Genomic DNA, 18,851 nt, shown 5'->3' with positions numbered 1-18,851 from the left:
TTTGAGTCGTGAACTTTGGCCCACCCACATAAGGAAAGTGACAGGTCAATATGACTGGCATCCAAGGAATATAATGGATTCTTAAAGCGAAATTTATGAGCTACTTTTGAGTGTTCATAGTATTTAAGTAACTTGTAAAAGAGCTGTTGATACAAGACCGCGGGCTGCTGCTCATTGATTCGTGCCAGTGTACTTCGGGGTATAGACTTTGCTCCGAGATGACTCAGTTTTTCCTGTTGGCACTCCAGATTGGATTGAATATCTCTCAGACTTTGCCTGCAGGAAAGTTGAGACATCAATATGGCAATAAACTGATCCCATCTTGAGGCCGCTCTAAATTTCTGTCCAACATGGTGTACTTTAGCAAGTTGTTCAAAATCCTGTCGCACGACGGGTTTAATCAGCTGATGAAATACGGTATTCTGATGTGACAAAACCTGAATCCTGGTCGTTAAAGTGTTGGTTCGTACTCATATTTTAACTGTTAGGACTCAGGTTTTTTATTTAAATCAAACTATGGGACAGCAGTGCTCCTCTGAGTCCTTTTTTAAATTCTAACTTTATTTAAAGAAATAACCGGTTTCAGGTGAACTGGCATTGGCCATACGTTTACGCGGCATACGGCCTGCAAGGAATGCTTTGCGACCCGCTTCAACCGCTTTTTTCATCGCAGAGGCCATTAAGATAGGATTTTGCGCCGCAGCAATAGCAGTATTCATCAGTACGCCGTCACAACCGAGCTCCATTGCAATTGCAGCATCACTGGCAGTACCTACACCAGCATCGACCAGTACAGGAACTTTGGCATTTTCCTTAATAATAGAAATGGTATGCGGATTTAAAATCCCCAAACCTGAACCAATCAGGCTACCTAAGGGCATAATTGCCACACAGCCCATGCTCTCTAATTCCTGAGCAATAATCGGATCATCCGAGGTGTAGACCATAATCTCGAAACCATCATCAATTAAGGTACGCGCTGCTTTTAAGGTTTCGGTAACATTTGGGTAAAGGGTTTTTTCATCGCCCAGTACTTCCAGTTTTACCAGGTTGTGCCCGTCCAGCAGTTCACGCGCCAGCATGCAGGTACGCACGGCACTGTTTGCATCAAAACAGCCTGCGGTATTAGGCAGAATGGTATATTTTTCTGGTGGGACTACAGAAAGCAAATTCGGCTGATCAGGATGCTGGCCGATATTGACCCGACGGATTGCGACCGTGACAATCTCTGCACCGCAGGCCTGAATGGCTAAATCGGTTTCAGTTAAATCTTTATATTTACCTGTACCAACCAATAAGCGTGAATTAAAAGTACGAGAACCAATTATAAGTGGGGTGTCTTCCATGGGAGCTCCGATTAACCGCCACCGACGGCATGAATAATTTCAATATGATCTTCAGAGCAAATTGGGGTCTGTGCCAACTTGCTTTTGGAAATGATCATTTCATTCTGTTCTACAGCAAAACGTTTACCTTCAAGTTCAAGTTCTTGAATTAATTCTAGTAAATTAGTGCATGAGGTATTTTTTTCTTCGCCATTCAAATAAATCTGCATCGTTAATTCCCTTATTCTATTTCACGTATTTAAAGGCATTCCATGCCAGTACCAGCCAGCCTGCAATCATTAAAGCGCCGCCAATTGGGGTAATTGCTCCTAAACCGCGGGGTAGGCCTAAGGCCATGACATAGAGTGAACCACAGAAAAAGAAAATACCGACCTGAATCAGGATAAAACTGGCTTTAATGGGAAGTTGGGGAATGACTCTGGCTAAAATGGCCAGCGCCAAAAGTCCAAGCGCATGATAGAAAAAATAATCAGTTGCGGTATGCCACCACGCCAATTGAGCTTCTGTTGCACGAGTTTTTAAGCCATGGGCACCAAAAGCACCAAGCATGACAGCAAAAGCTAAATTGAGGGCTGAAATTGCAATCCACATAAGCAATGACTACCTGAGTAAATTTGCCCCATAACTTAGCATATTCTGGTACTTGCACGGAAGGCAAAAAGCAACATTACTGCAGCCTGCATATGAAAAAAGAGCACTTGGCCCTTTTTTCGAAATACCTTGCATATGTTCGGTCATCTAGTTGGAAGACATGGCCACTTTAATTTTTTCCATGGCGTTTTTTTCAAGCTGGCGAATACGCTCGGCAGACACATTATATTCCGCGGCCAGTTCATGCAGCGTCGATTTTTCATCATCCAGCCAGCGGCGCTGTAAAATGTTACGCGAACGGTCATCCAGTTGATCCATGGCATCATGCAGGGCAGAAGTACTTTGTTCTTCATAGTCGTCTTCTTCAGCCAGACGTGCCGGGTCATAACGGTTATCTTCCAGATATAAGGCTGGCGCGACGTGGGTTGAACCTTCATCATCATCATCGCCTTGCGCTTCAAAAGCAGCATCGTAGGCGGTCAGGCGGCCTTCCATTTCCAGCACCTGTTCAGGTGTGACATTCAAGTCATTGGCAATGGATTGTGCTTCATCCAGAGTGAGTTTTTTACTGGATTTTTTTAAACTGCGTAGATTAAAGAATAATTTACGTTGAGCTTTGGTCGTAGCAATTTTAACAATACGCCAGTTACGGATCACGTATTCATGAATTTCAGCTTTAATCCAGTGTACGGCAAATGACACCAAGCGCACGCCCATATTTGGGTCAAAACGTTTCACTGCTTTCATTAAGCCCAAGTTGCCTTCCTGAATCAGGTCGCCTTGCGGCAAACCATAACCGGCATAACTGCGGGCAATATGAACTACAAAACGTAAATGAGACATCACGAGCATTTTCGCAGCATCTAAATCTTGGTCGTAAAAGTAGCGTTCGGCCAACTCTTTTTCTTGTTCAGCCGTTAAAATAGGAATCTGATTGACAGTACTTATATAAGCACCGAGATTTACCCCTGGTGCCGATAATGACAGGGGCATCAATTGATTGCTGCTGTCACTCATGTGTTCTCCTTGAGAGTTGGATGACATAACCATCTTAATAAATTTATCTTAATCCAATATTTCAGCGAGTTTAGGAAATTTGGGTAGAGAAATGTAATTTTTTATGCACATTTGAAACGTTCTAGTTTAATTGAAAATAATTAAGATTCAATTAAGTAGTGATATTCAAAATCAGAAATTTTAGTCATATTGCAGTTCATTTGATGCATTGAACAATAACGCGTTACATCTTGCTGACTATGTGGATCTGAAGATTTGAGTAAAAATATGCCGCCCGATTTGTTCTTGATCGCTCGCTTAAGCATCAATAACGGCATGGGGCAAGGCTTGCCCATGGCATCAATGATTATTACCGAATTGGTCAGATCATTCATCGCATTTAATATCTAATTCAATTTCGATAAATATTAGCAAATTTAGTGCCAAAGCCCAATAAAATTATAGAACTTCAACATAAAAGTACTTATCTAAAATAAGGAAATAATTAGTAAAAAAGAAGCTGAATCAAAAAGAAGATTAATCAAAAAAAACAGTATGAATTGTCATAAACCCGTGTTAAGCTCGTTGCGTATTCAAATTTATGACAGCATTTTAAATGTCTTAAAATTGGATATTGCAATGGATGTAACCGGGATTTTGTTAATAGTAATACAGAATGATTACAAGCTTAGAAATAATAATTATTTTTAAACCTTGTTTACTCTGCTGTTTGCAACACCGGGTGGTCCTTTAATTAAATACAATGAGGATTAACTTATGACAGCTCGTGAACAAGGCGTAGTTAAATGGTTCAACGACACTAAAGGCTTCGGCTTTATTCAACGTAACGGCGGCGACGACGTATTCGTTCATTTCCGCGCTATCCAAGGTGACGGCCACCGTTCACTTCGTGACGGCCAACGTGTTGAATTCAGCGTAGTTAAAGGTCAAAAAGGCTTCCAAGCTGAAGAAGTACAACCTTTAGACTAATCGCCTGATTATTCATGAGAACGCCCCAATGTAATTTGGGGCGTTTTTGTTTATAATAGATTCCTATTTTTCCTGATCATTAAGTTAGAGCACATTTATATGTCATCTGGTTTTGAAACCTTAAATTTACATCCGAAACTGAAACAGGCGATTGATGCTTTAGGTTTCAAAGAAATGACACCTATTCAGGAAAAGGTTTTAAAATTCACTCTGGCTGGACATGATGCCATTGGTCGTGCACAAACCGGTACAGGAAAAACGGCGGCTTTCCTGGTGAGTGTGATTAATGATTTGCTCAATAATCCGATTAAAGAGCAACGTTTTCGTGGCGAAGCACGTGCGCTGATTCTTGCGCCTACACGTGAGCTGGCTTTGCAGATTGAAAGTGATGCCAAAGAGCTTACCAAATTTACCGATCTACATCTGGTGACTTTGCTGGGTGGGGTAGATTTTGATAAGCAGAAAGCGCAGCTGGATAAAAATTTTGTCGATATTATTGTGGCGACGCCAGGCCGTTTAATCGATTTTGTTGAGCAAAAAGAAGTCTGGCTGGACCAGATTGAATTTTTGGTGATTGATGAAGCAGACCGTTTGCTGGATATGGGATTCATTCCATCGGTAAAACGGATTGTGCGTTTTTCTCCGCGTAAAGAACAGCGTCAAACCTTAATGTTTTCTGCCACCTTTAGCTATGATGTATTGAATCTGGCGCAACAGTGGTTGTTCGAACCGGTGACTGTGGAAATTGAGCCGGAAAAGAAAACCAATGCCGATGTAGAGCAACGCGTTTATATGGTTGCCAAAACTGATAAATATAAATTGTTGCAAGAAATCTTGCGTGATGAGCCGATTGAAAAAGTCATGATTTTTGCTAACCGTCGTGACCAGGTACGTAAGCTTTATGATCACCTGAAAAAAGACGGTTATAAAGTGGTGATGTTGTCAGGTGAAATTGCACAGGACAAGCGCCTAAAAATGCTGGATCAGTTTAAAAATGGCCAACATAATATTATGATCGCGACCGATGTTGCAGGTCGTGGTATTCATGTGGACGGTGTTTCGCATGTAATCAACTTTACCCTTCCTGAGCAGTCTGACGACTATGTGCATCGTATAGGCCGTACCGGCCGTGCGGGAAGTAGTGGGGTAAGTATCAGTTTCCTGTCTGAAGATGATGCGTTCTATCTTCCGGAAATTGAAAAAGCCATTGGTCAGAAATTGCCTTTAACCCGTCTTGAAGGTTATTGTTAATTTTCAAGATATTTATCTCAGCATTAAATAATGCGATAAACAAAAAAGCCGCTTATTGAAGCGGCTTTTTTGCCCTGGATAGTTGTATTGAATGAATAAGATGAAATAGGCCATTATTTGAATGTTTAGTTGGCTCGGCAAGTGAAGGTCAGTACGGTTTGATAGTCTTCATCACGTGCCAGACTGCCGCTTTTGCCAGCCAAGGTACCCAGAACAGTAGTTGCAGCCTGAATCATTTGTCCGGTTTTTTCATCGACGACCCCTTTTAAGGCACCATTGTATTCAGTTTTTTCATTCACGATAACAGGCATGGCTTTTTTACCACACGCATTATTGGCTGCAGTAATCGCATTATTTTTAGAAATTAAACTGCTTTTACCGATACCCGTCACTTCATATTGATTATTTTCTTTTTGAATCGCTAATGAGGTGGTTGGATTGGATGCACAGGCAGTTAAGGCGACAGCAACGGCAATAGAAGCGAGTGCAAAAACTTGTTTCATCTTTTTCCCTTGGGATTGTTTTAAAAAGAGTTTGAATTATTTGAACATGATTTTTTGAATGATTTTTGAAGGACTTGTATGAAATATGCAGCTTTATATGAACTCTCTGTGACTAAAAGTTGGTTAACTTGAATATTGTGGAGTAGACATTCACTCAGCGCTCTAGAGTATCTGAACAAGATTATGCTAATCTTGATGAAATATTTAGTACACAGATATCAAAGTCAATGACGGATTCAGCGGTAGATACGGTTCATCAAAATATTCATCAACGTCAGTCGATTGGGCATTTGGTTGAGCCTGCGCCGAATGCAGAGCAATTGGAGAAAGCCTTTCAGGCGGCTTTGACTGCACCAGATCATCATCGTTTAAAGCCTACCCGTTTTGTGGTGATTCCGAGTGATCAGCGTGAAGCTTTTGGTGAGTTGCTCTCCAGAGCTTTGGCGGATTTGGGTGAAACTGATTCTGTTCAATTGGATCGGGTAAAAAACCATCCATTTCGTGCGCCGCTGCTGGTTTTGGCATTAACCCAATTTCAGCCCCATCCTAAAGTGCCTAATTTTGAACAAACCTTAAGTTCAGGTGCGGCAATAGAAAACTTCTTGTTGTCTTTACAGGTACAAGGCTTTTCAACCATGTGGCGTAGCGGAGCGGTGGTTGAGTCGCCGTTGTTTAAGCGAAGCCTGGGACTATCAGAAGATGATTTAATTTCTGGAATTATTTATATTGGAACCGCAGCGAAAGCGATTCCAGCGCGTACAGTAGTGGATATACAAAACTATATCAGTTACTGGAATAAGTAACTGTATTGAATCATGAGTTGAGATATAAAAATAATGTCAGAGTTGAAATTTTCAGATCTTGTTGAACCGGTTGTGGTTGATCAAAAAACGGCCTTGCGTGTGACCGTGTTGGGAGGTGGCAGTTTTGGTACTGCAATGGCAAATACTGCTGTACGCAATGGTTGTGATACCATGATCTGGATTCGTGATGAGGCAGCGGCAGCAGAAATTAATCAGACCCATATCAATAAACGCTATTTACCTGATTTTGTTTTGGAGCCGGGTTTAAAAGCGGTGTCGGATTTAGAAACAGCTGTCTGTAATCGTGACATTATTTTGGTGGCTATTCCTAGCCATTCTTTTCGCGATGTACTGAAACAAATTAAGCCTTTTATTAGCTCGCAGGCTGTCATTTCCTTAACCAAAGGCATTGAGGCAAAAACTTTTCATTTCATGAGCGATATCATTCATGAAGAATTGCCTCAGGTTCCGTATGGTGTTCTTTCAGGACCGAATCTGGCCAAGGAAATTATGGCCGGGCAACCTGCAGGAACGGTGATTGCCAGCCAATCGGAACTGGTGCGTTATGCCGTACAGCAAGCGTTGCATAGTGCATTGTTCCGTGTTTTTGGTAGCGATGATGTGCATGGTGTGGAGCTGGGCGGGGCGTTAAAAAATATCTATGCTGTTGCCATGGGTATGGCTGCGGCTTATAAGGTGGGTGAAAACACCAAGAGCATGATTTTAACCCGTGCACTGGCAGAAATGAGCCGTTTTGCGGTGAAACTGGGTGCAAACCCGCTGACTTTCCTGGGGTTGTCTGGCGTGGGTGACTTGTTTGCAACCTGTAATAGTCCGCTCAGCCGTAACTATCAGGTGGGTTTTGCCTTAGGTTCGGGTAAGACTCTGGAACAGGCCACCCAAGAATTGGGCCAAACTGCGGAAGGGATCAATACCATTGTACAGGTGCGTAGTCGTTCGGAAGAATTAGGTGTTTATATGCCAATTACCAGTGCATTATATGATGTGATTTTTGAAGGTGCACCGCCTTTAAGCATTGCACTTTCACTCATGAAAAATGGTCACCGTAGCGATGTGGAATTTGTTTTACCTCACAATGAAGTGTAATTTTAAATCATATTATTGCGTTCATAAAGCTTGGTTATAATTGCTGCATATTTGAAAATAAGGAATTTTTTATGCAACTTACCTTAGTTCGTCATGGTGAAGCCGCTCCAGCGGTGCATGGCAATGATGATAAGCGTCCTTTGACCGAGCGTGGACATGCGCAGGCCCAACTCACTGCAGAATATTTAAAGGATATCATTCGTCCTGATGCTTTTGTGGTGAGTCCCTTATTGCGTGCGCAGGAAACCCTGGCACATTTACAACATTATTTTCGTGATGTACCCGTACTGGTGTGCAATAAGATTAAGCCGGATGATGATGCAAAATTGGCAGTAGACTGGCTGTCTCAGCTTCCTTATGAGTCTATTGTGGTGGTGTGTCATATGAATGTAGTGGCGCATATGGCATCATTGTTGACCGCAGAACCTTCTCATCCGTATGCTCTGGCTGAAGCGCGGATATATGAACAAGCAGTGATTGCAACAGGATTATCAACACAGTTAAAAAGTTTTATTCCAAATGTATAGAATATTAATTAAAACGGCAGAAAAATATTGATGTTGTATTTATGGATGCCTGAAGCCAATGGGGTTTGGCACTGGTCAACTGGAGAGAGTTGGTCTCAGGCCTTTAGTCTTGAACAATTAATTCAAGATATTCAAGGCTATCATGGACAAGAAGCTGTGGTATTTTTTCCCAGTCGTGATGTACAAATGCTGCAACAGAGTCTATCCAGGCCCCAGTACAAGAAATTGGGTACGGATGGGGTTAAATATTTATTAGAAGAATTTGTGCTTTTGCCCATCGATTCCATGAAAATATTGCATCATTTTCAAAATCCCGATCAGTTAATCATTTTGGGTGTGGCAAATAGTACGGTTGAAACCTTGCAACATGCTTTGAACTTAATCCCGGTTAAAGTTGCTTCCTTATTGCCCGATTTTCTCATTTTACCAGCTCCAGAAGTGGGGCAGATCATCATTGCGAACCTGTCCGGGCGCTTGCTGGTGCGTGAAAGTGAATTTATGGGCAATTCGGTGGATGATCTGGCACTGTTTTTAGATTATCAGCCTTCGGGGCAATCTTATAAAATCAGTAATTTTACCGCTGAACAAATGCAAAGCCTTGAAGCCATGGTGACGCAGGAACAGATTGAATCTTTCCATTATGAAATACCGGTATTAAAAAAAGCGCGACTTCATCCTTTTAATATTCTACCTAAAGCTAAAAACAGTCAGGCTATGTCCGGTTATTGGAAAGCCTGTGCTGCTGTCTTGGTTGCTGCTATTGTTGTCCAGTTTGGCTATGATGCAACATGCTGGTATAAATATAAAAAAGTGGCAGACCAGACTGCGTTGCAAGCGATTGATCAGTATAAGTACTGGTTTGGACAGAGTAGTCGTGTGACCGAGCAGAATTTAAAAAGCCAGTTTGAAAGTCATGTACGCTTAAATAAAAGTGCCAATACTCAAGCTTTACAGCTGCTAAGCCGGATTGGTCCAGTGCTGATGCAAAATCAGATCGTGGCTAATCGTATCAATTATGAAGCTTCTATTTTAAATATGGAATTGAAAGCCAATTCTGCGGCTGCTTTGCAAAATTTAACCCAGCAGCTCAATCAGCAAGGCTTTAAGGCAGAATTAGGCACTGTTCAGCCCAATGGTCCAGGTGCAATTGGATTGGTGAAAATACAATAATGAATACATCAGAAAAACTGCAAAACTCGATTGATCAATTCATTGAAAGAGTCACGGATTATCTGGACCAGCTGTCGCAACGTGAACGTTATATGGTGATCTTTACCACTATTTTTGTTGTGATTGCGGTTATTGGTTCGGCACTCTGGTATATGCATGCCGCTGCGAATAAACAGCAGAATCGGGTCAATGATCTTAAGGATATGATTGTATGGATGCAAAGTAATGCAGTCACCATGAAACCTGCAGATGACGTGCAGTTAACTGCTGCAGAAAAGGTTCAGCGTGTTGCCCAGCAGCAGGGATTATCGGTGGCTTCCCAGCAAACGGGTGAGCAAATCCAGATTGTTGCGGCACATGAAAATTATGCCATCTTGGCAAATTTTTTAACCCAATTAGTACAAATGGGTCTAAGCCTTGAGAAAATAGAACTAATTTCTGATGCTGGTCAGATTAAATTAACAGCGACAGTGCAATAAAGGGTAAAAATAAAGATCTGTGAAGCATGGCGTTTTCTGCGGGCTATGCCTATAATATGCCGACTTAAAAAGCAGTAGACTTTTATAGATATGTTGTATTCTCTTGCCCGCCCTTTGTTGTTTTCTTTAGCACCAGAGCGTGCACATGAGCTCACACTATCGTTATTGAAATCAGCTCATCGCATGGGCATGATGCGTCAAAACGTAGCGTCCAAACCTGTGACCTGTATGGGAATTGAATTTCCCAATCCGGTAGGTTTGGCAGCTGGTCTGGACAAAAATGGCGCTTATATTGATGCTCTGGCTGGGCTGGGCTTTGGTTTTATTGAAATTGGAACCATTACACCACGTCCCCAATCGGGCAATCCACATCCCCGTTTATTCCGTTTGCCTGAAGCCAAGGCCATTATTAACCGTATGGGATTTAATAATGACGGTGTAGACAAGCTGATTGAAAATGTCAAGGCAGCAAAATTCAAAGGTATTTTGGGCATTAATATTGGTAAAAATGCCGATACCCCGGTTGAAAATGCTGTGGATGATTATCTGATCTGTCTGGAAAAAGTCTATAACTACGCTTCCTATATCACGGTTAATATTTCCTCACCAAATACTAAAAACTTGCGCAGCCTGCAAAGCGGCGATGCATTAACAGAATTGCTGCAAACCTTGAAAAAACGTCAGCTTGAACTGGCGGAAGAGTATCAGCATTATGTGCCTTTAGTGCTTAAAGTTGCTCCTGATCTGACCGACGAAGATATCCAGTTCATTGCGAAACAATTGCTCCAGTTTAAAATTGATGGTTTGATTGTGACCAATACCACCTTGTCACGTGAAGGGGTGGAAAACCTGAAATATGGCAACGAAGCGGGTGGTTTGTCCGGTGCGCCTGTATTTGAAAAAAGTACCGCTTGTCTTGCTGCTTTTGCTAAAGTATTAAAAGGTCAGATTCCATTGATCGGGGTAGGCGGAATTTTGTCGGGCGAACAGGCCATTGCGAAACAACAGGCCGGTGCCAGTCTTGTACAAATTTATAGTGGCCTCATATATACAGGTCCAGCCCTGATTAAAGATTGTATTGATGCTTTAAACACACCATGAATACACTGGATATCTTTATACTGATTATCTTGCTCATTGGAGGGCTCAACGGTTTGCGACAAGGATTGGTTTCAGCCTTTGCGAACTTGGTAGGATGGGTTCTTGCGCTGGTCATCGGTGCAAAATACGCAGCCATCCTGGCACCTTCGATGGTCTCGCTCAGTGGAGATCCAGTGGTACAAAAAATAGCAGCTTTTGCATTTATTGTATTGGTCATGGTGGTGTTAACCTGGATTGTCACCGCATTTCTGAACAAAGTATTGAAGAGCCTGAAACTCGGCCCATTGAACCGTTTGGCAGGTGGTGCTTTTGGCTCTTTAAAAGGTTTATTGATTGTACTCATCACCATGCAGGGCCTGGGTCCCTGGGTGGAAAGTTCTCCGCACTGGAAACAGTCTAAATTTGTACAACTCCTTATTCCGTATGCGCCTTGGGCGACCGAACTTTCTAAAGAAGCGGCGCAAGGGGCACTTGCTCATATCAAGTCTGAAGACGCAGCGTCATCTTCCGACTCATCGTCTGAAAAAACGCAGAAGCATGCAGCGCGTACAGGCGAATCAACAAATAATCCTTTTTATTAATCCTAGCTTGTTTGCGAGGTTGCTATGTGTGGAGTAGTTGGTATAGCTGGTAAGTCACCCGTTAACCAAATGTTGTTTGATGCATTAACGATGTTACAGCATCGTGGTCAGGATGCAGCCGGAATAGTAACCTGTCATAAAGGGCGGCTATTCCTGCGTAAAGACAACGGTATGGTGCGAGATGTCTTCCATACGCGTCACATGCGTGCACTGCTAGGGAATTACGGTATTGGTCATGTACGTTATCCGACAGCGGGTTCTTCGAGCAGTGCAGAAGCACAGCCATTTTACGTGAACTCGCCTTACGGAATTACCCTGGCGCATAACGGTAACTTGACTAATGCTGAAGAAATTCATGAAGATTTGTTTAAAACAGATCTTCGTCACATGAATACCGATTCGGATTCTGAAGTGCTGTTAAACGTTTTTGCTCATGAAATGCAAAAAAGTGGCGAGTTGAATCCGTCGCCGGAAGATATCTTCAATGCGGTGACACGTGTACATGAGCGCTGTAAAGGTGCCTATGGTGTAGTTGCCATGATTACTGGACATGGTCTGGTGGGTTTCCGCGACCCAAATGGTATTCGTCCATTGATTTATGGTTCTCGTGAAACGGAAAAAGGCCTTGAATATATCATTGCTTCCGAGTCTGTAGCGATTACCGCTTTAGGCTTTAAAGTTGAACGTGATATTGAACCAGGCGAAGCCATTTTGATTACTTCAAAGGGGGAGCTGTTTAGTAAGCAATGTGCTGAAAATCCTGAATATCGTCCTTGTATCTTTGAATATGTATATTTTGCACGTCCGGATGCCATCATTGACGGCATTTCAGTGTATAAAGCACGTTTAAAAATGGGCGAAAAGCTTGCCAGCAAAATTATCCGTGAATGGGGTGATGAGCACGACATCGACGTGGTGATTCCAATTCCGGATACTTCTCGTACTTCTGCTTTGGAACTGGCAAATAGTTTGGGTGTTAAATTCCGTGAAGGTTTTGTGAAAAACCGTTATATCGGACGTACCTTCATTATGCCGGGTCAGCAGCAACGCGAGAAATCGGTACGTCAAAAGCTCAACCCGGTTGAACTGGAGTTTAGAGGCAAAAACGTTTTACTGGTGGATGACTCGATTGTACGTGGTACCACCTGTAACGAAATTATTCAAATGGCACGTGATTCCGGGGCGAAAAAAGTATTCTTTGCTTCGGCTGCACCGATGGTAAAATATCCAAACGTGTACGGTATTGATATGCCAGCAAAAGCGGAACTGATTGCCTCAAACCGCAGTGTTGAAGAAATCCGTGAAATTATTGGTGCAGACCGTTTGATTTTCCAGGACCTGGAAGATCTAAAAGGCGCAGTTCGTACCAACAAGGTACCAGCATTACAGGAATTTGACTGTTCGGTGTTTGATGGTGTGTATGTAGCGGGCGGTATCGATGAAGCTTATCTGGAGGAACTGGAAAGTAAGCGTAATGACTCTGCTAAAAAAGCTCAAGACGGTTATATTGATGTCAATATTGATGCGGCGTCAGTGGACTTGACTGGCGTGAAAGAAGAATAAATTCTTCTTGCATGCGATGAAAAGCGGGAATTTCCCGCTTTTTTAATTTATGATGAGTAGATAAATACAATGTAATAAAGGAACTTTACATTGAAGAGTGCGGGTTATTCTTTTATTCAAAACAAAAATATGATTTGGTCTGCAAGTATCTGTGTACTCGCGGTGTTGCTGACATTATTTATTTTAAATACCATTTTGGGGTTGAATGTTTTTTATTTTGATCAAACTCAATCCATATTCTGGCATGTGTTAAGTCCTTATTTGATTGCTTTATTACTGAGTGTGATGGCTGTTTCTATAGGGTATGAGTTCTATGTTTTTCGTTCTGGTGGGCATTCACTGGCGAAACAGATGGGAGCTCGTCGTTTAAACTTAATCGAAAGTATTCCTGAAGAAAGTATAGCCCTAAAAATTACCGAACAGCTGGCTGAAACCTTTTTAATTGATACACCTACGGTATATGTGTTGCCTGATGAAGTCGGGGTAAATGCATTGACGGCCGGATTTTATCCACGTGATATTGTGATCATTTTAACCTGGGGTGCTTTGCAGAATCTGGATGAATTAGAATTGTATGGTTTGTTAAGTCATGAGTTCAATAAAATTTTATCGGGTGAAACAGCTGAAAATACGCGTCTAAAAATTCTTTACAGCAGCCTGACGACTTTGAGCCAGTGGGGCAGTAAAATTGCCAAATTGGGCTTTACCAAGCATGGTCGGGCATATAGGCATAAACTTGCGACTTTTTTTGTGGCTATGGGTGGGCTGATTTGGTTGGTTGGAAGTTTAGGGGTTTTGATTACCCGTTTTATTAAATATATTTCACTCGGTAGCCGCACTTTTAAGAATGATCAAAAAACCAGACGTCTGATCCAAAATGATGCCAATGTACAAACCTTATTGAGAATTCATGTACATCATTCAGGATCACAAATTCATAGTGAATATGCAGAATCCATTTCGCATATGTGTTTTGCCAACTCTTTAGGTCCACAGAACTGGATGAATATTCATCCACGTATTGATCAACGTATTTATGAGTTGAACCCTGGCTTGGTGCAGGATTTACAGCTTGAAAATTTGAAGAAATTACGCAATCAGCCCTTATTTAGCCTGTTCCGTTCGCTTGAGGAGCTGAACAGTGAAGTTTATATACCCTGGAGCTCCCCGCAACCCTTGCCATTGCTGCGTCTATCACCGATCAGTTTTGCCCTGAAGGATGCCATTAAACCCTTAAATCCAGAAATTCGAAACAATATGCAGCGTCCTGAATTAATCCAGCGTGCATTGCAGACTGCTACGGGTTCACGGGAAGTGATGGTGGCCATTTTAATGATTCGGCAGTACCGTGAATTTATTCCGGCTGAAGCCGAAGTCAGCCGTGCCATTGTGGATTCATTACTGCATTTAGATGGACGGGTTCATATCTCGATCTTTCGCGAGGCATGTAAAAATATTGGCTCTATGCCAGCGACCATTGCACGTCAGTTTTTGATGAAACTGGCGCGAATTATTCAGGAAGATGGTGAAATTGGTTTATTGGATGCTTTATTGCTTGAATATGTGAAACATGAATTGAATCTTTTACCGATTCATACTCCAACGTCTTTGGATGAGGTGAAACCGCATATTGTACGTTTGATTGATGCCTTATTGCATGTGCAGCAAATTAATAGCCACAATCAGCTTGATGTGCGTGAAAAAATCCTGAAACGGGTATTAACTGTCAAAGAGCTGGAAATTTATGCTGAAATTTCGGACGAGCCGATTGATTTAGCAGAAATTTTGAATGATATTGCGGGTTTACTACTGCGTGACCGTCTGAGTATTTTAGGCATTGCAGAATTATGTTTGTGGAATGATCGTATTATTACCCAAGATGAACTGGATGTTCTGGAGCTGTTGTATTGGCGTTTTGGTTTTGAAACCGATGAAATTGTCGAGTTGATGCAGAAGAAAAACAGTTTGATGATCGTCTAATCCCCATACGACAAAATGCCGGATGATTCAATAAAAGCCCAGCAAAAAATCGCTAATCTCGTTAGAATATCCACTATTCAATTGGTGATGAAAAAAGATGATAGGGCATCAGCGTGACATATTGGCAACTTTAGGAATTGATATCTGGGTTCCTCGGGATGTTGTATGTCAAAAAATGCCATCTTCATCGCTGTGGCGAGATCAGGCAGCAGCTGAATATCAGACTGAAATTGTGCTGGCAAAAGCACCAGCCGTACTACCACTAGCCCTTAAAGCAGACCAAAGGCAAGAGCCTGAACGCACCGAGTCTTTAATCTCTCCAATTGCAGCAGTAGAAAAAAAAATTGAAATTGTCGCTGAAGAGATAGCAACACGTCCGGCACAGCAAATTTCCCCTTTTCAACTGCAAGCATTGGCTTTGTCACACTGTGTAATTGTAGTGGACACAACAGAAATCACCGCTGAGCAGCAGCAACTTTGGCATAATATTCAACATGCAGTATCGGGTGAATATAATGAATTGCAGTGGCCATTTCCTTTAATGAATTTTCAGGATGGTCACGGTGCGGAAAGTTATGTACAAGGCTTTTTAGATGCAATCAGTGCAGATAAAAATATTATTTTTCTGGGGCAGAGTGCTTATTTAAAACATTCAAAAAGCATCAATCTGGCGGGTTTGCAGGAAATGCTGACTCAGCCCCTGTTAAAAAAACGCTTGTGGCAGTTTATGCAAAAATCGCCTCAAAACACGGATGGAACATGAACAAGAAAGTCGTGGTTTTTAGCCAGTTAGATCAGGATATCCTTCAGCGCTTGCAACAGCAATATCAGGTGGTCATCATTAACCCGAAACAGGGTGATGTCAACCAACAGATTTTTGAGCAAGTTAAAGATGCCGATGCAATGATTGGTGCAGGGCGGTTACTGAATGAAAAAAATCTGGCGACGGCACAGCAGCTTAAAATTATTTCCAGTGTCAGTGTCGGTTATGACAATTACGATCTGTCCTACTTAAACCAGCAAAAAATCTGGTTATCCAATACCCCGCATGTATTAACCGAAAGCACTGCCGATTTGGCGTTTAGTCTGCTGATGAGCGCAGCACGTAAAGTTCCGGCTCTGGATCAATGGACCAAGCAGGGAAAATGGCAACGCACTGTGGGGACGGCGCAATTCGGGCAGGATGTTTTTGGTAAAACTCTCGGGATCATCGGTTTGGGCAATATCGGTGCTGCGATTGCACGCCGTGGCTTTTATGGTTTCAACATGAACATTGTTTATCATAACCGCCGTGAAAAACTTGAACTGGCACAGCCGTTAAACGCCTGTTATTGTGCCTTGGATGAATTATTGCAGCAGTCTGATTTTATAGTTGTTGCTGTTGATCTCAATGCGGAATCTCAGGCCTTGATTGGGCAGCACGAGTTCGATCAAATGCAGTCACATGCAGTTTTTGTCAATATTGCCCGTGGTTCTGTAGTGGATGAGCAGGCACTCATTAATACACTTAAAGCCGGAAAAATTTTCGCGGCTGGACTGGATGTCTACGTGAAAGAGCCTTTGCAGGAATCAGAACTTTTTGCTCTGGAAAATGTGGTGACTATGCCGCATGTCGGTTCTGCGACTGCTGAAACGCGTAAAAAAATGGCTGAGCTGGCCTATCGTAACCTGGTGGATGTGCTGGAAGGCCGTACACCGCCTTATCTGGTGAATCCTGCCTTTACTTAAACTTTGATAACACTTCATTGCAAATTGCTCCAATTTTCAATGTTATAGTCAGGTGAATTGAAAAAAGCAGTTTGAGAACATCACATTGAAACGGTTTTTATGGGCGTGTAACCTGACTTTGATTTCAGCAATCACATTAACGCACAGTGCAAATCTCAATTTAACCTCACAATTTAATGTTCCTGAAATTGGTAGTGGTGTTGGTCTGATTGACCAGCAAAAAGAAAAAATGATAGGTGAAAAGGTCTTTCGTGAAGTCCAGCACCAAATGCCTGTCTTGCAAAATCCGTGGCTGGAAGATCAGTTGGGGAGTGTATTCTCACATATTTTAAGCCAGACCCAGCTGGGTCAGCCCATAGGTCTGGTGATTATCAATGATCCGCAAATCAATGCTTTTGCTGTTCCGGGTGGGTTATTTGCCATCAACACGGGAATGGTGATATCTGCCCGAAATATGGATGAAGTCGCTGGAGTGATGGCGCATGAAGTGGCGCATGTGTCACAACGTCATTACAGTCGTTCACAGGAAGCTTTTAAGGGGCAGGGCCTGTTAACCTTGGCGGGATTGCTGGTCGGTGCGCTGATTGCTTCTCAAGCGGATGGTGATGCCGGAACTGCAGTGATGTTGGGTTCTCAGGCAGCGATGATGGATAAACAGCTGAACTATAGCCGTAATCAGGAGCGTGAAGCGGACCGGATTGGCATGCAGTATATGTATAGCGCAGGCTATAATCCGCAAAGTATGGCGGATTTTTTTGAAGTGATGGACCGGGCAACCAGTAAAGTCAGTTTTCTGCCTGATTTCTGGCTCACCCATCCACTCAGCACCGAGCGGATGAGTGAGGCACGTTTAAGGGCTAATCAATTTCCCCGTATAAAATCAAATTTACATGATGAAGATTTTGAAATCCTGAAATGGTATAGCCGGGTCATTTCAAATCAGGCGACGGAACAGCAACTCCAGGTTTTGGCAAATCGAAATAATTTTGCCGGCCAGCTGGTTTTATCCGCATTTTATTTAAAACAGGGCGATTATGTTCTGGCACAGCAGGTTTTGAATCAGGCGAAAGCACAGCAGCGTCTAAATAACTTATTGGTTTTAATTCAGACCGATATTTATTTGGGACAAAATAAAACCGAGCAAGCCTATCAGGCCGTTCAATCGGCAGCACGGATCATGCCGGAAAACCGGGCTTTGGCTTTTAAGCTGGCAGAAGTCTATATCCGTCAAAAAGAGCCTGTACTGGCATTCAGCCTGATTCAGCGCTTTATCAATAAAAATCCGCGTGATATTCAGGCCTGGCGCCTGATGCAGCAAGCGGCCAATATAGACCGGCAGTCACCGTTTAGAACGGTGAATGTGCTGCGTTACCGGGCAGAAGTGGAATACTGGTCAGGATTGGAAGAAAATGCGATTAAATCCTTATTGCATGCCCAGCGCCTGATTAAAGATAATGAAATGCTGGCGGCAAAATTAAAAGCACGGATTCAGGAAATGCAAAAAGAGCGACAGCTCAGAATTTAGCCGGATATGATTATGCTGCAATGATAATAAAAATAAGGAGTGACGCATGCTAGAAGGTCAATGCTTGTGTGGAAGAGTAAAGTATCGTTATGAGGGTGAAATTGAAAAAACCATCATCTGTTACTGCAAGGATTGTCAAATGGCTCAAGGTTCCATCTTTGGCTGGAATAGTCCATTACAGAAATCAGAATTTGAGATTACCCACGGTATTAAATTTTTAAAAGAATATTTCCATACTCCGAATAAAGCCCGGGTTTTTTGTCAGGAATGCGGTAGTCCGATTTATTCATATCGGGTCGATGTGCCGGGTATTATTCGTTTACGTTTGGGAACGGTAATGCAAGGGCATTTACCTGTACCTTCCGAGCAAGCCTATATGCACTATAAACCTGATTTTCTGTATATAGATGAATAAAATCTACAGCTGAATTTGCTCACTTTGTGATAATCTGCGGGTGAATTTATGGTTTTAATGATTAAATGTAGGACTTACGCACTATTATTTATAGATTCTCTGTGGTAGCAGATGATTTTTATCGAGAATAAAGTCATCAATGAAGTTTTTGATCATTGGTCTAAATAATTTCTTCTGCCAACGATATACATTTTC

General features: G+C 42.3%; 22 protein-coding genes and 1 pseudogene. 15 read left to right on the top strand and 8 right to left on the bottom strand.

What is annotated here, in order from left to right; all coding sequences use genetic code 11:
* From FTU91_RS12210 to FTU91_RS12185, 6 genes are all read right to left on the bottom strand, one after another.
* The coding region (locus FTU91_RS12210) for a DUF4372 domain-containing protein (protein ID WP_180082289.1) at window positions 1–434 on the bottom strand (434 nt) is incomplete at its 3' end.
* Between the two features lie 126 nt (window positions 435–560).
* Window positions 561–1,346, bottom strand: coding sequence for a thiazole synthase (locus tag FTU91_RS12205; RefSeq protein ID WP_180082288.1), 786 nt, complete (start codon window positions 1,344–1,346; stop codon window positions 561–563).
* 11 nt (window positions 1,347–1,357) lie between these two features.
* Window positions 1,358–1,555: a sulfur carrier protein ThiS gene (thiS, locus tag FTU91_RS12200; protein WP_180041786.1), complete on the bottom strand. Its 198-nt coding sequence runs from the start codon at window positions 1,553–1,555 to the stop codon at window positions 1,358–1,360.
* Window positions 1,556–1,571: 16 nt separating this feature from the next.
* Window positions 1,572–1,937, bottom strand: coding sequence for a DUF423 domain-containing protein (locus FTU91_RS12195; protein WP_086195567.1), 366 nt, complete (start codon window positions 1,935–1,937; stop codon window positions 1,572–1,574).
* A gap of 147 nt (window positions 1,938–2,084) precedes the next feature.
* On the bottom strand, window positions 2,085–2,954 hold the full coding sequence (rpoH, locus tag FTU91_RS12190; RefSeq protein ID WP_086195566.1) for an RNA polymerase sigma factor RpoH: 870 nt from the start codon (window positions 2,952–2,954) through the stop codon (window positions 2,085–2,087).
* A 140-nt stretch (window positions 2,955–3,094) separates the two neighbouring features.
* On the bottom strand, window positions 3,095–3,328 hold the full coding sequence (locus FTU91_RS12185; protein ID WP_180041784.1) for a sulfurtransferase TusA family protein: 234 nt from the start codon (window positions 3,326–3,328) through the stop codon (window positions 3,095–3,097).
* Window positions 3,329–3,710: 382 nt separating this feature from the next.
* Here FTU91_RS12185 and FTU91_RS12180 point away from each other — a divergent pair, with 382 nt between their 5' ends.
* Both FTU91_RS12180 and rhlB read left to right on the top strand, forming a co-directional pair.
* Window positions 3,711–3,923, top strand: a complete 213-nt coding sequence (locus tag FTU91_RS12180) for a cold-shock protein (RefSeq protein WP_004648643.1) — start codon at window positions 3,711–3,713, stop codon at window positions 3,921–3,923.
* Window positions 3,924–4,022: 99 nt separating this feature from the next.
* Entirely contained in the window at window positions 4,023–5,174 is a 1,152-nt protein-coding gene (gene rhlB / locus FTU91_RS12175) for an ATP-dependent RNA helicase RhlB (protein WP_086195564.1), read from the top strand.
* Window positions 5,175–5,299: 125 nt separating this feature from the next.
* Here the strand turns inward: rhlB and FTU91_RS12170 are convergent, their stop codons facing one another.
* A complete protein-coding gene (locus FTU91_RS12170; protein ID WP_180041782.1) occupies window positions 5,300–5,677 on the bottom strand; it encodes a hypothetical protein in 378 nt (125 codons plus the stop codon).
* 227 nt (window positions 5,678–5,904) lie between these two features.
* Here FTU91_RS12170 and FTU91_RS12165 point away from each other — a divergent pair, with 227 nt between their 5' ends.
* The 13 genes from FTU91_RS12165 (at window position 5,905) to FTU91_RS12105 (ending at window position 18,656) form a co-directional block, all read left to right on the top strand.
* Entirely contained in the window at window positions 5,905–6,480 is a 576-nt protein-coding gene (locus FTU91_RS12165; RefSeq protein WP_180041780.1) for a nitroreductase, read from the top strand.
* A gap of 33 nt (window positions 6,481–6,513) precedes the next feature.
* Window positions 6,514–7,587, top strand: coding sequence for an NAD(P)H-dependent glycerol-3-phosphate dehydrogenase (locus FTU91_RS12160; RefSeq protein ID WP_180041777.1), 1,074 nt, complete (start codon window positions 6,514–6,516; stop codon window positions 7,585–7,587).
* 71 nt (window positions 7,588–7,658) lie between these two features.
* On the top strand, window positions 7,659–8,114 hold the full coding sequence (locus FTU91_RS12155; RefSeq protein WP_180041775.1) for a histidine phosphatase family protein: 456 nt from the start codon (window positions 7,659–7,661) through the stop codon (window positions 8,112–8,114).
* A 30-nt stretch (window positions 8,115–8,144) separates the two neighbouring features.
* Complete coding sequence (gene gspL, locus FTU91_RS12150) at window positions 8,145–9,284, top strand: type II secretion system protein GspL (protein WP_086195559.1); 1,140 nt, start codon at window positions 8,145–8,147, stop codon at window positions 9,282–9,284.
* Window positions 9,284–9,763 (top strand): type II secretion system protein GspM, encoded by a 480-nt coding sequence (gene gspM / locus FTU91_RS12145; protein ID WP_086195558.1) that lies wholly within the window; start codon window positions 9,284–9,286, stop codon window positions 9,761–9,763. The genes gspL and gspM overlap by 1 nt, the downstream gene beginning before the upstream one ends.
* Before the next feature lie 90 nt (window positions 9,764–9,853).
* Window positions 9,854–10,864, top strand: coding sequence for a quinone-dependent dihydroorotate dehydrogenase (locus FTU91_RS12140; RefSeq protein ID WP_180041773.1), 1,011 nt, complete (start codon window positions 9,854–9,856; stop codon window positions 10,862–10,864).
* Window positions 10,861–11,445, top strand: a complete 585-nt coding sequence (locus tag FTU91_RS12135; protein ID WP_180041771.1) for a CvpA family protein — start codon at window positions 10,861–10,863, stop codon at window positions 11,443–11,445. Before FTU91_RS12140 ends, FTU91_RS12135 begins: the two co-directional genes overlap by 4 nt.
* A gap of 24 nt (window positions 11,446–11,469) precedes the next feature.
* Window positions 11,470–13,008: an amidophosphoribosyltransferase gene (gene purF, locus FTU91_RS12130; protein WP_086195555.1), complete on the top strand. Its 1,539-nt coding sequence runs from the start codon at window positions 11,470–11,472 to the stop codon at window positions 13,006–13,008.
* 90 nt (window positions 13,009–13,098) lie between these two features.
* Entirely contained in the window at window positions 13,099–14,988 is a 1,890-nt protein-coding gene (locus FTU91_RS12125) for a M48 family metalloprotease (protein WP_086195554.1), read from the top strand.
* A 97-nt stretch (window positions 14,989–15,085) separates the two neighbouring features.
* Window positions 15,086–15,751 (top strand): hypothetical protein, encoded by a 666-nt coding sequence (locus tag FTU91_RS12120; RefSeq protein WP_180082287.1) that lies wholly within the window; start codon window positions 15,086–15,088, stop codon window positions 15,749–15,751.
* On the top strand, window positions 15,748–16,716 hold the full coding sequence (locus tag FTU91_RS12115; RefSeq protein WP_180082286.1) for a D-glycerate dehydrogenase: 969 nt from the start codon (window positions 15,748–15,750) through the stop codon (window positions 16,714–16,716). Before FTU91_RS12120 ends, FTU91_RS12115 begins: the two co-directional genes overlap by 4 nt.
* An 85-nt stretch (window positions 16,717–16,801) precedes the next feature.
* Window positions 16,802–18,241: a M48 family metalloprotease gene (locus tag FTU91_RS12110; protein WP_180082285.1), complete on the top strand. Its 1,440-nt coding sequence runs from the start codon at window positions 16,802–16,804 to the stop codon at window positions 18,239–18,241.
* Window positions 18,242–18,287: 46 nt separating this feature from the next.
* Entirely contained in the window at window positions 18,288–18,656 is a 369-nt protein-coding gene (locus FTU91_RS12105) for a GFA family protein (RefSeq protein WP_180082284.1), read from the top strand.
* Between the two features lie 84 nt (window positions 18,657–18,740).
* Here the strand turns inward: FTU91_RS12105 and FTU91_RS12100 are convergent.
* Window positions 18,741–18,851: pseudogene (locus tag FTU91_RS12100) on the bottom strand (IS701 family transposase); the annotation flags it as partial.

Origin of the sequence: Acinetobacter sp. YH12201 (assembly GCF_013418145.1) — a bacterium.
Lineage (GTDB): Bacteria > Pseudomonadota > Gammaproteobacteria > Pseudomonadales > Moraxellaceae > Acinetobacter.
This window is presented reverse-complemented; position numbering and strand designations above follow the sequence as displayed.

Coding starts and splice junctions, on each gene's coding strand:
- FTU91_RS12205 (WP_180082288.1), bottom strand. CDS start 1,346: ATGGAAGACACCCCACTTATAATTGGTTCTCGTACTTTTAATTCACGC.
- thiS (WP_180041786.1), bottom strand. CDS start 1,555: ATGCAGATTTATTTGAATGGCGAAGAAAAAAATACCTCATGCACTAAT.
- FTU91_RS12195 (WP_086195567.1), bottom strand. CDS start 1,937: ATGTGGATTGCAATTTCAGCCCTCAATTTAGCTTTTGCTGTCATGCTT.
- rpoH (WP_086195566.1), bottom strand. CDS start 2,954: ATGAGTGACAGCAGCAATCAATTGATGCCCCTGTCATTATCGGCACCA.
- FTU91_RS12185 (WP_180041784.1), bottom strand. CDS start 3,328: ATGAATGATCTGACCAATTCGGTAATAATCATTGATGCCATGGGCAAG.
- FTU91_RS12180 (WP_004648643.1), top strand. CDS start 3,711: ATGACAGCTCGTGAACAAGGCGTAGTTAAATGGTTCAACGACACTAAA.
- rhlB (WP_086195564.1), top strand. CDS start 4,023: ATGTCATCTGGTTTTGAAACCTTAAATTTACATCCGAAACTGAAACAG.
- FTU91_RS12170 (WP_180041782.1), bottom strand. CDS start 5,677: ATGAAACAAGTTTTTGCACTCGCTTCTATTGCCGTTGCTGTCGCCTTA.
- FTU91_RS12165 (WP_180041780.1), top strand. CDS start 5,905: ATGACGGATTCAGCGGTAGATACGGTTCATCAAAATATTCATCAACGT.
- FTU91_RS12160 (WP_180041777.1), top strand. CDS start 6,514: ATGTCAGAGTTGAAATTTTCAGATCTTGTTGAACCGGTTGTGGTTGAT.
- FTU91_RS12155 (WP_180041775.1), top strand. CDS start 7,659: ATGCAACTTACCTTAGTTCGTCATGGTGAAGCCGCTCCAGCGGTGCAT.
- gspL (WP_086195559.1), top strand. CDS start 8,145: ATGTTGTATTTATGGATGCCTGAAGCCAATGGGGTTTGGCACTGGTCA.
- gspM (WP_086195558.1), top strand. CDS start 9,284: ATGAATACATCAGAAAAACTGCAAAACTCGATTGATCAATTCATTGAA.
- FTU91_RS12140 (WP_180041773.1), top strand. CDS start 9,854: ATGTTGTATTCTCTTGCCCGCCCTTTGTTGTTTTCTTTAGCACCAGAG.
- FTU91_RS12135 (WP_180041771.1), top strand. CDS start 10,861: ATGAATACACTGGATATCTTTATACTGATTATCTTGCTCATTGGAGGG.
- purF (WP_086195555.1), top strand. CDS start 11,470: ATGTGTGGAGTAGTTGGTATAGCTGGTAAGTCACCCGTTAACCAAATG.
- FTU91_RS12120 (WP_180082287.1), top strand. CDS start 15,086: ATGATAGGGCATCAGCGTGACATATTGGCAACTTTAGGAATTGATATC.
- FTU91_RS12115 (WP_180082286.1), top strand. CDS start 15,748: ATGAACAAGAAAGTCGTGGTTTTTAGCCAGTTAGATCAGGATATCCTT.
- FTU91_RS12105 (WP_180082284.1), top strand. CDS start 18,288: ATGCTAGAAGGTCAATGCTTGTGTGGAAGAGTAAAGTATCGTTATGAG.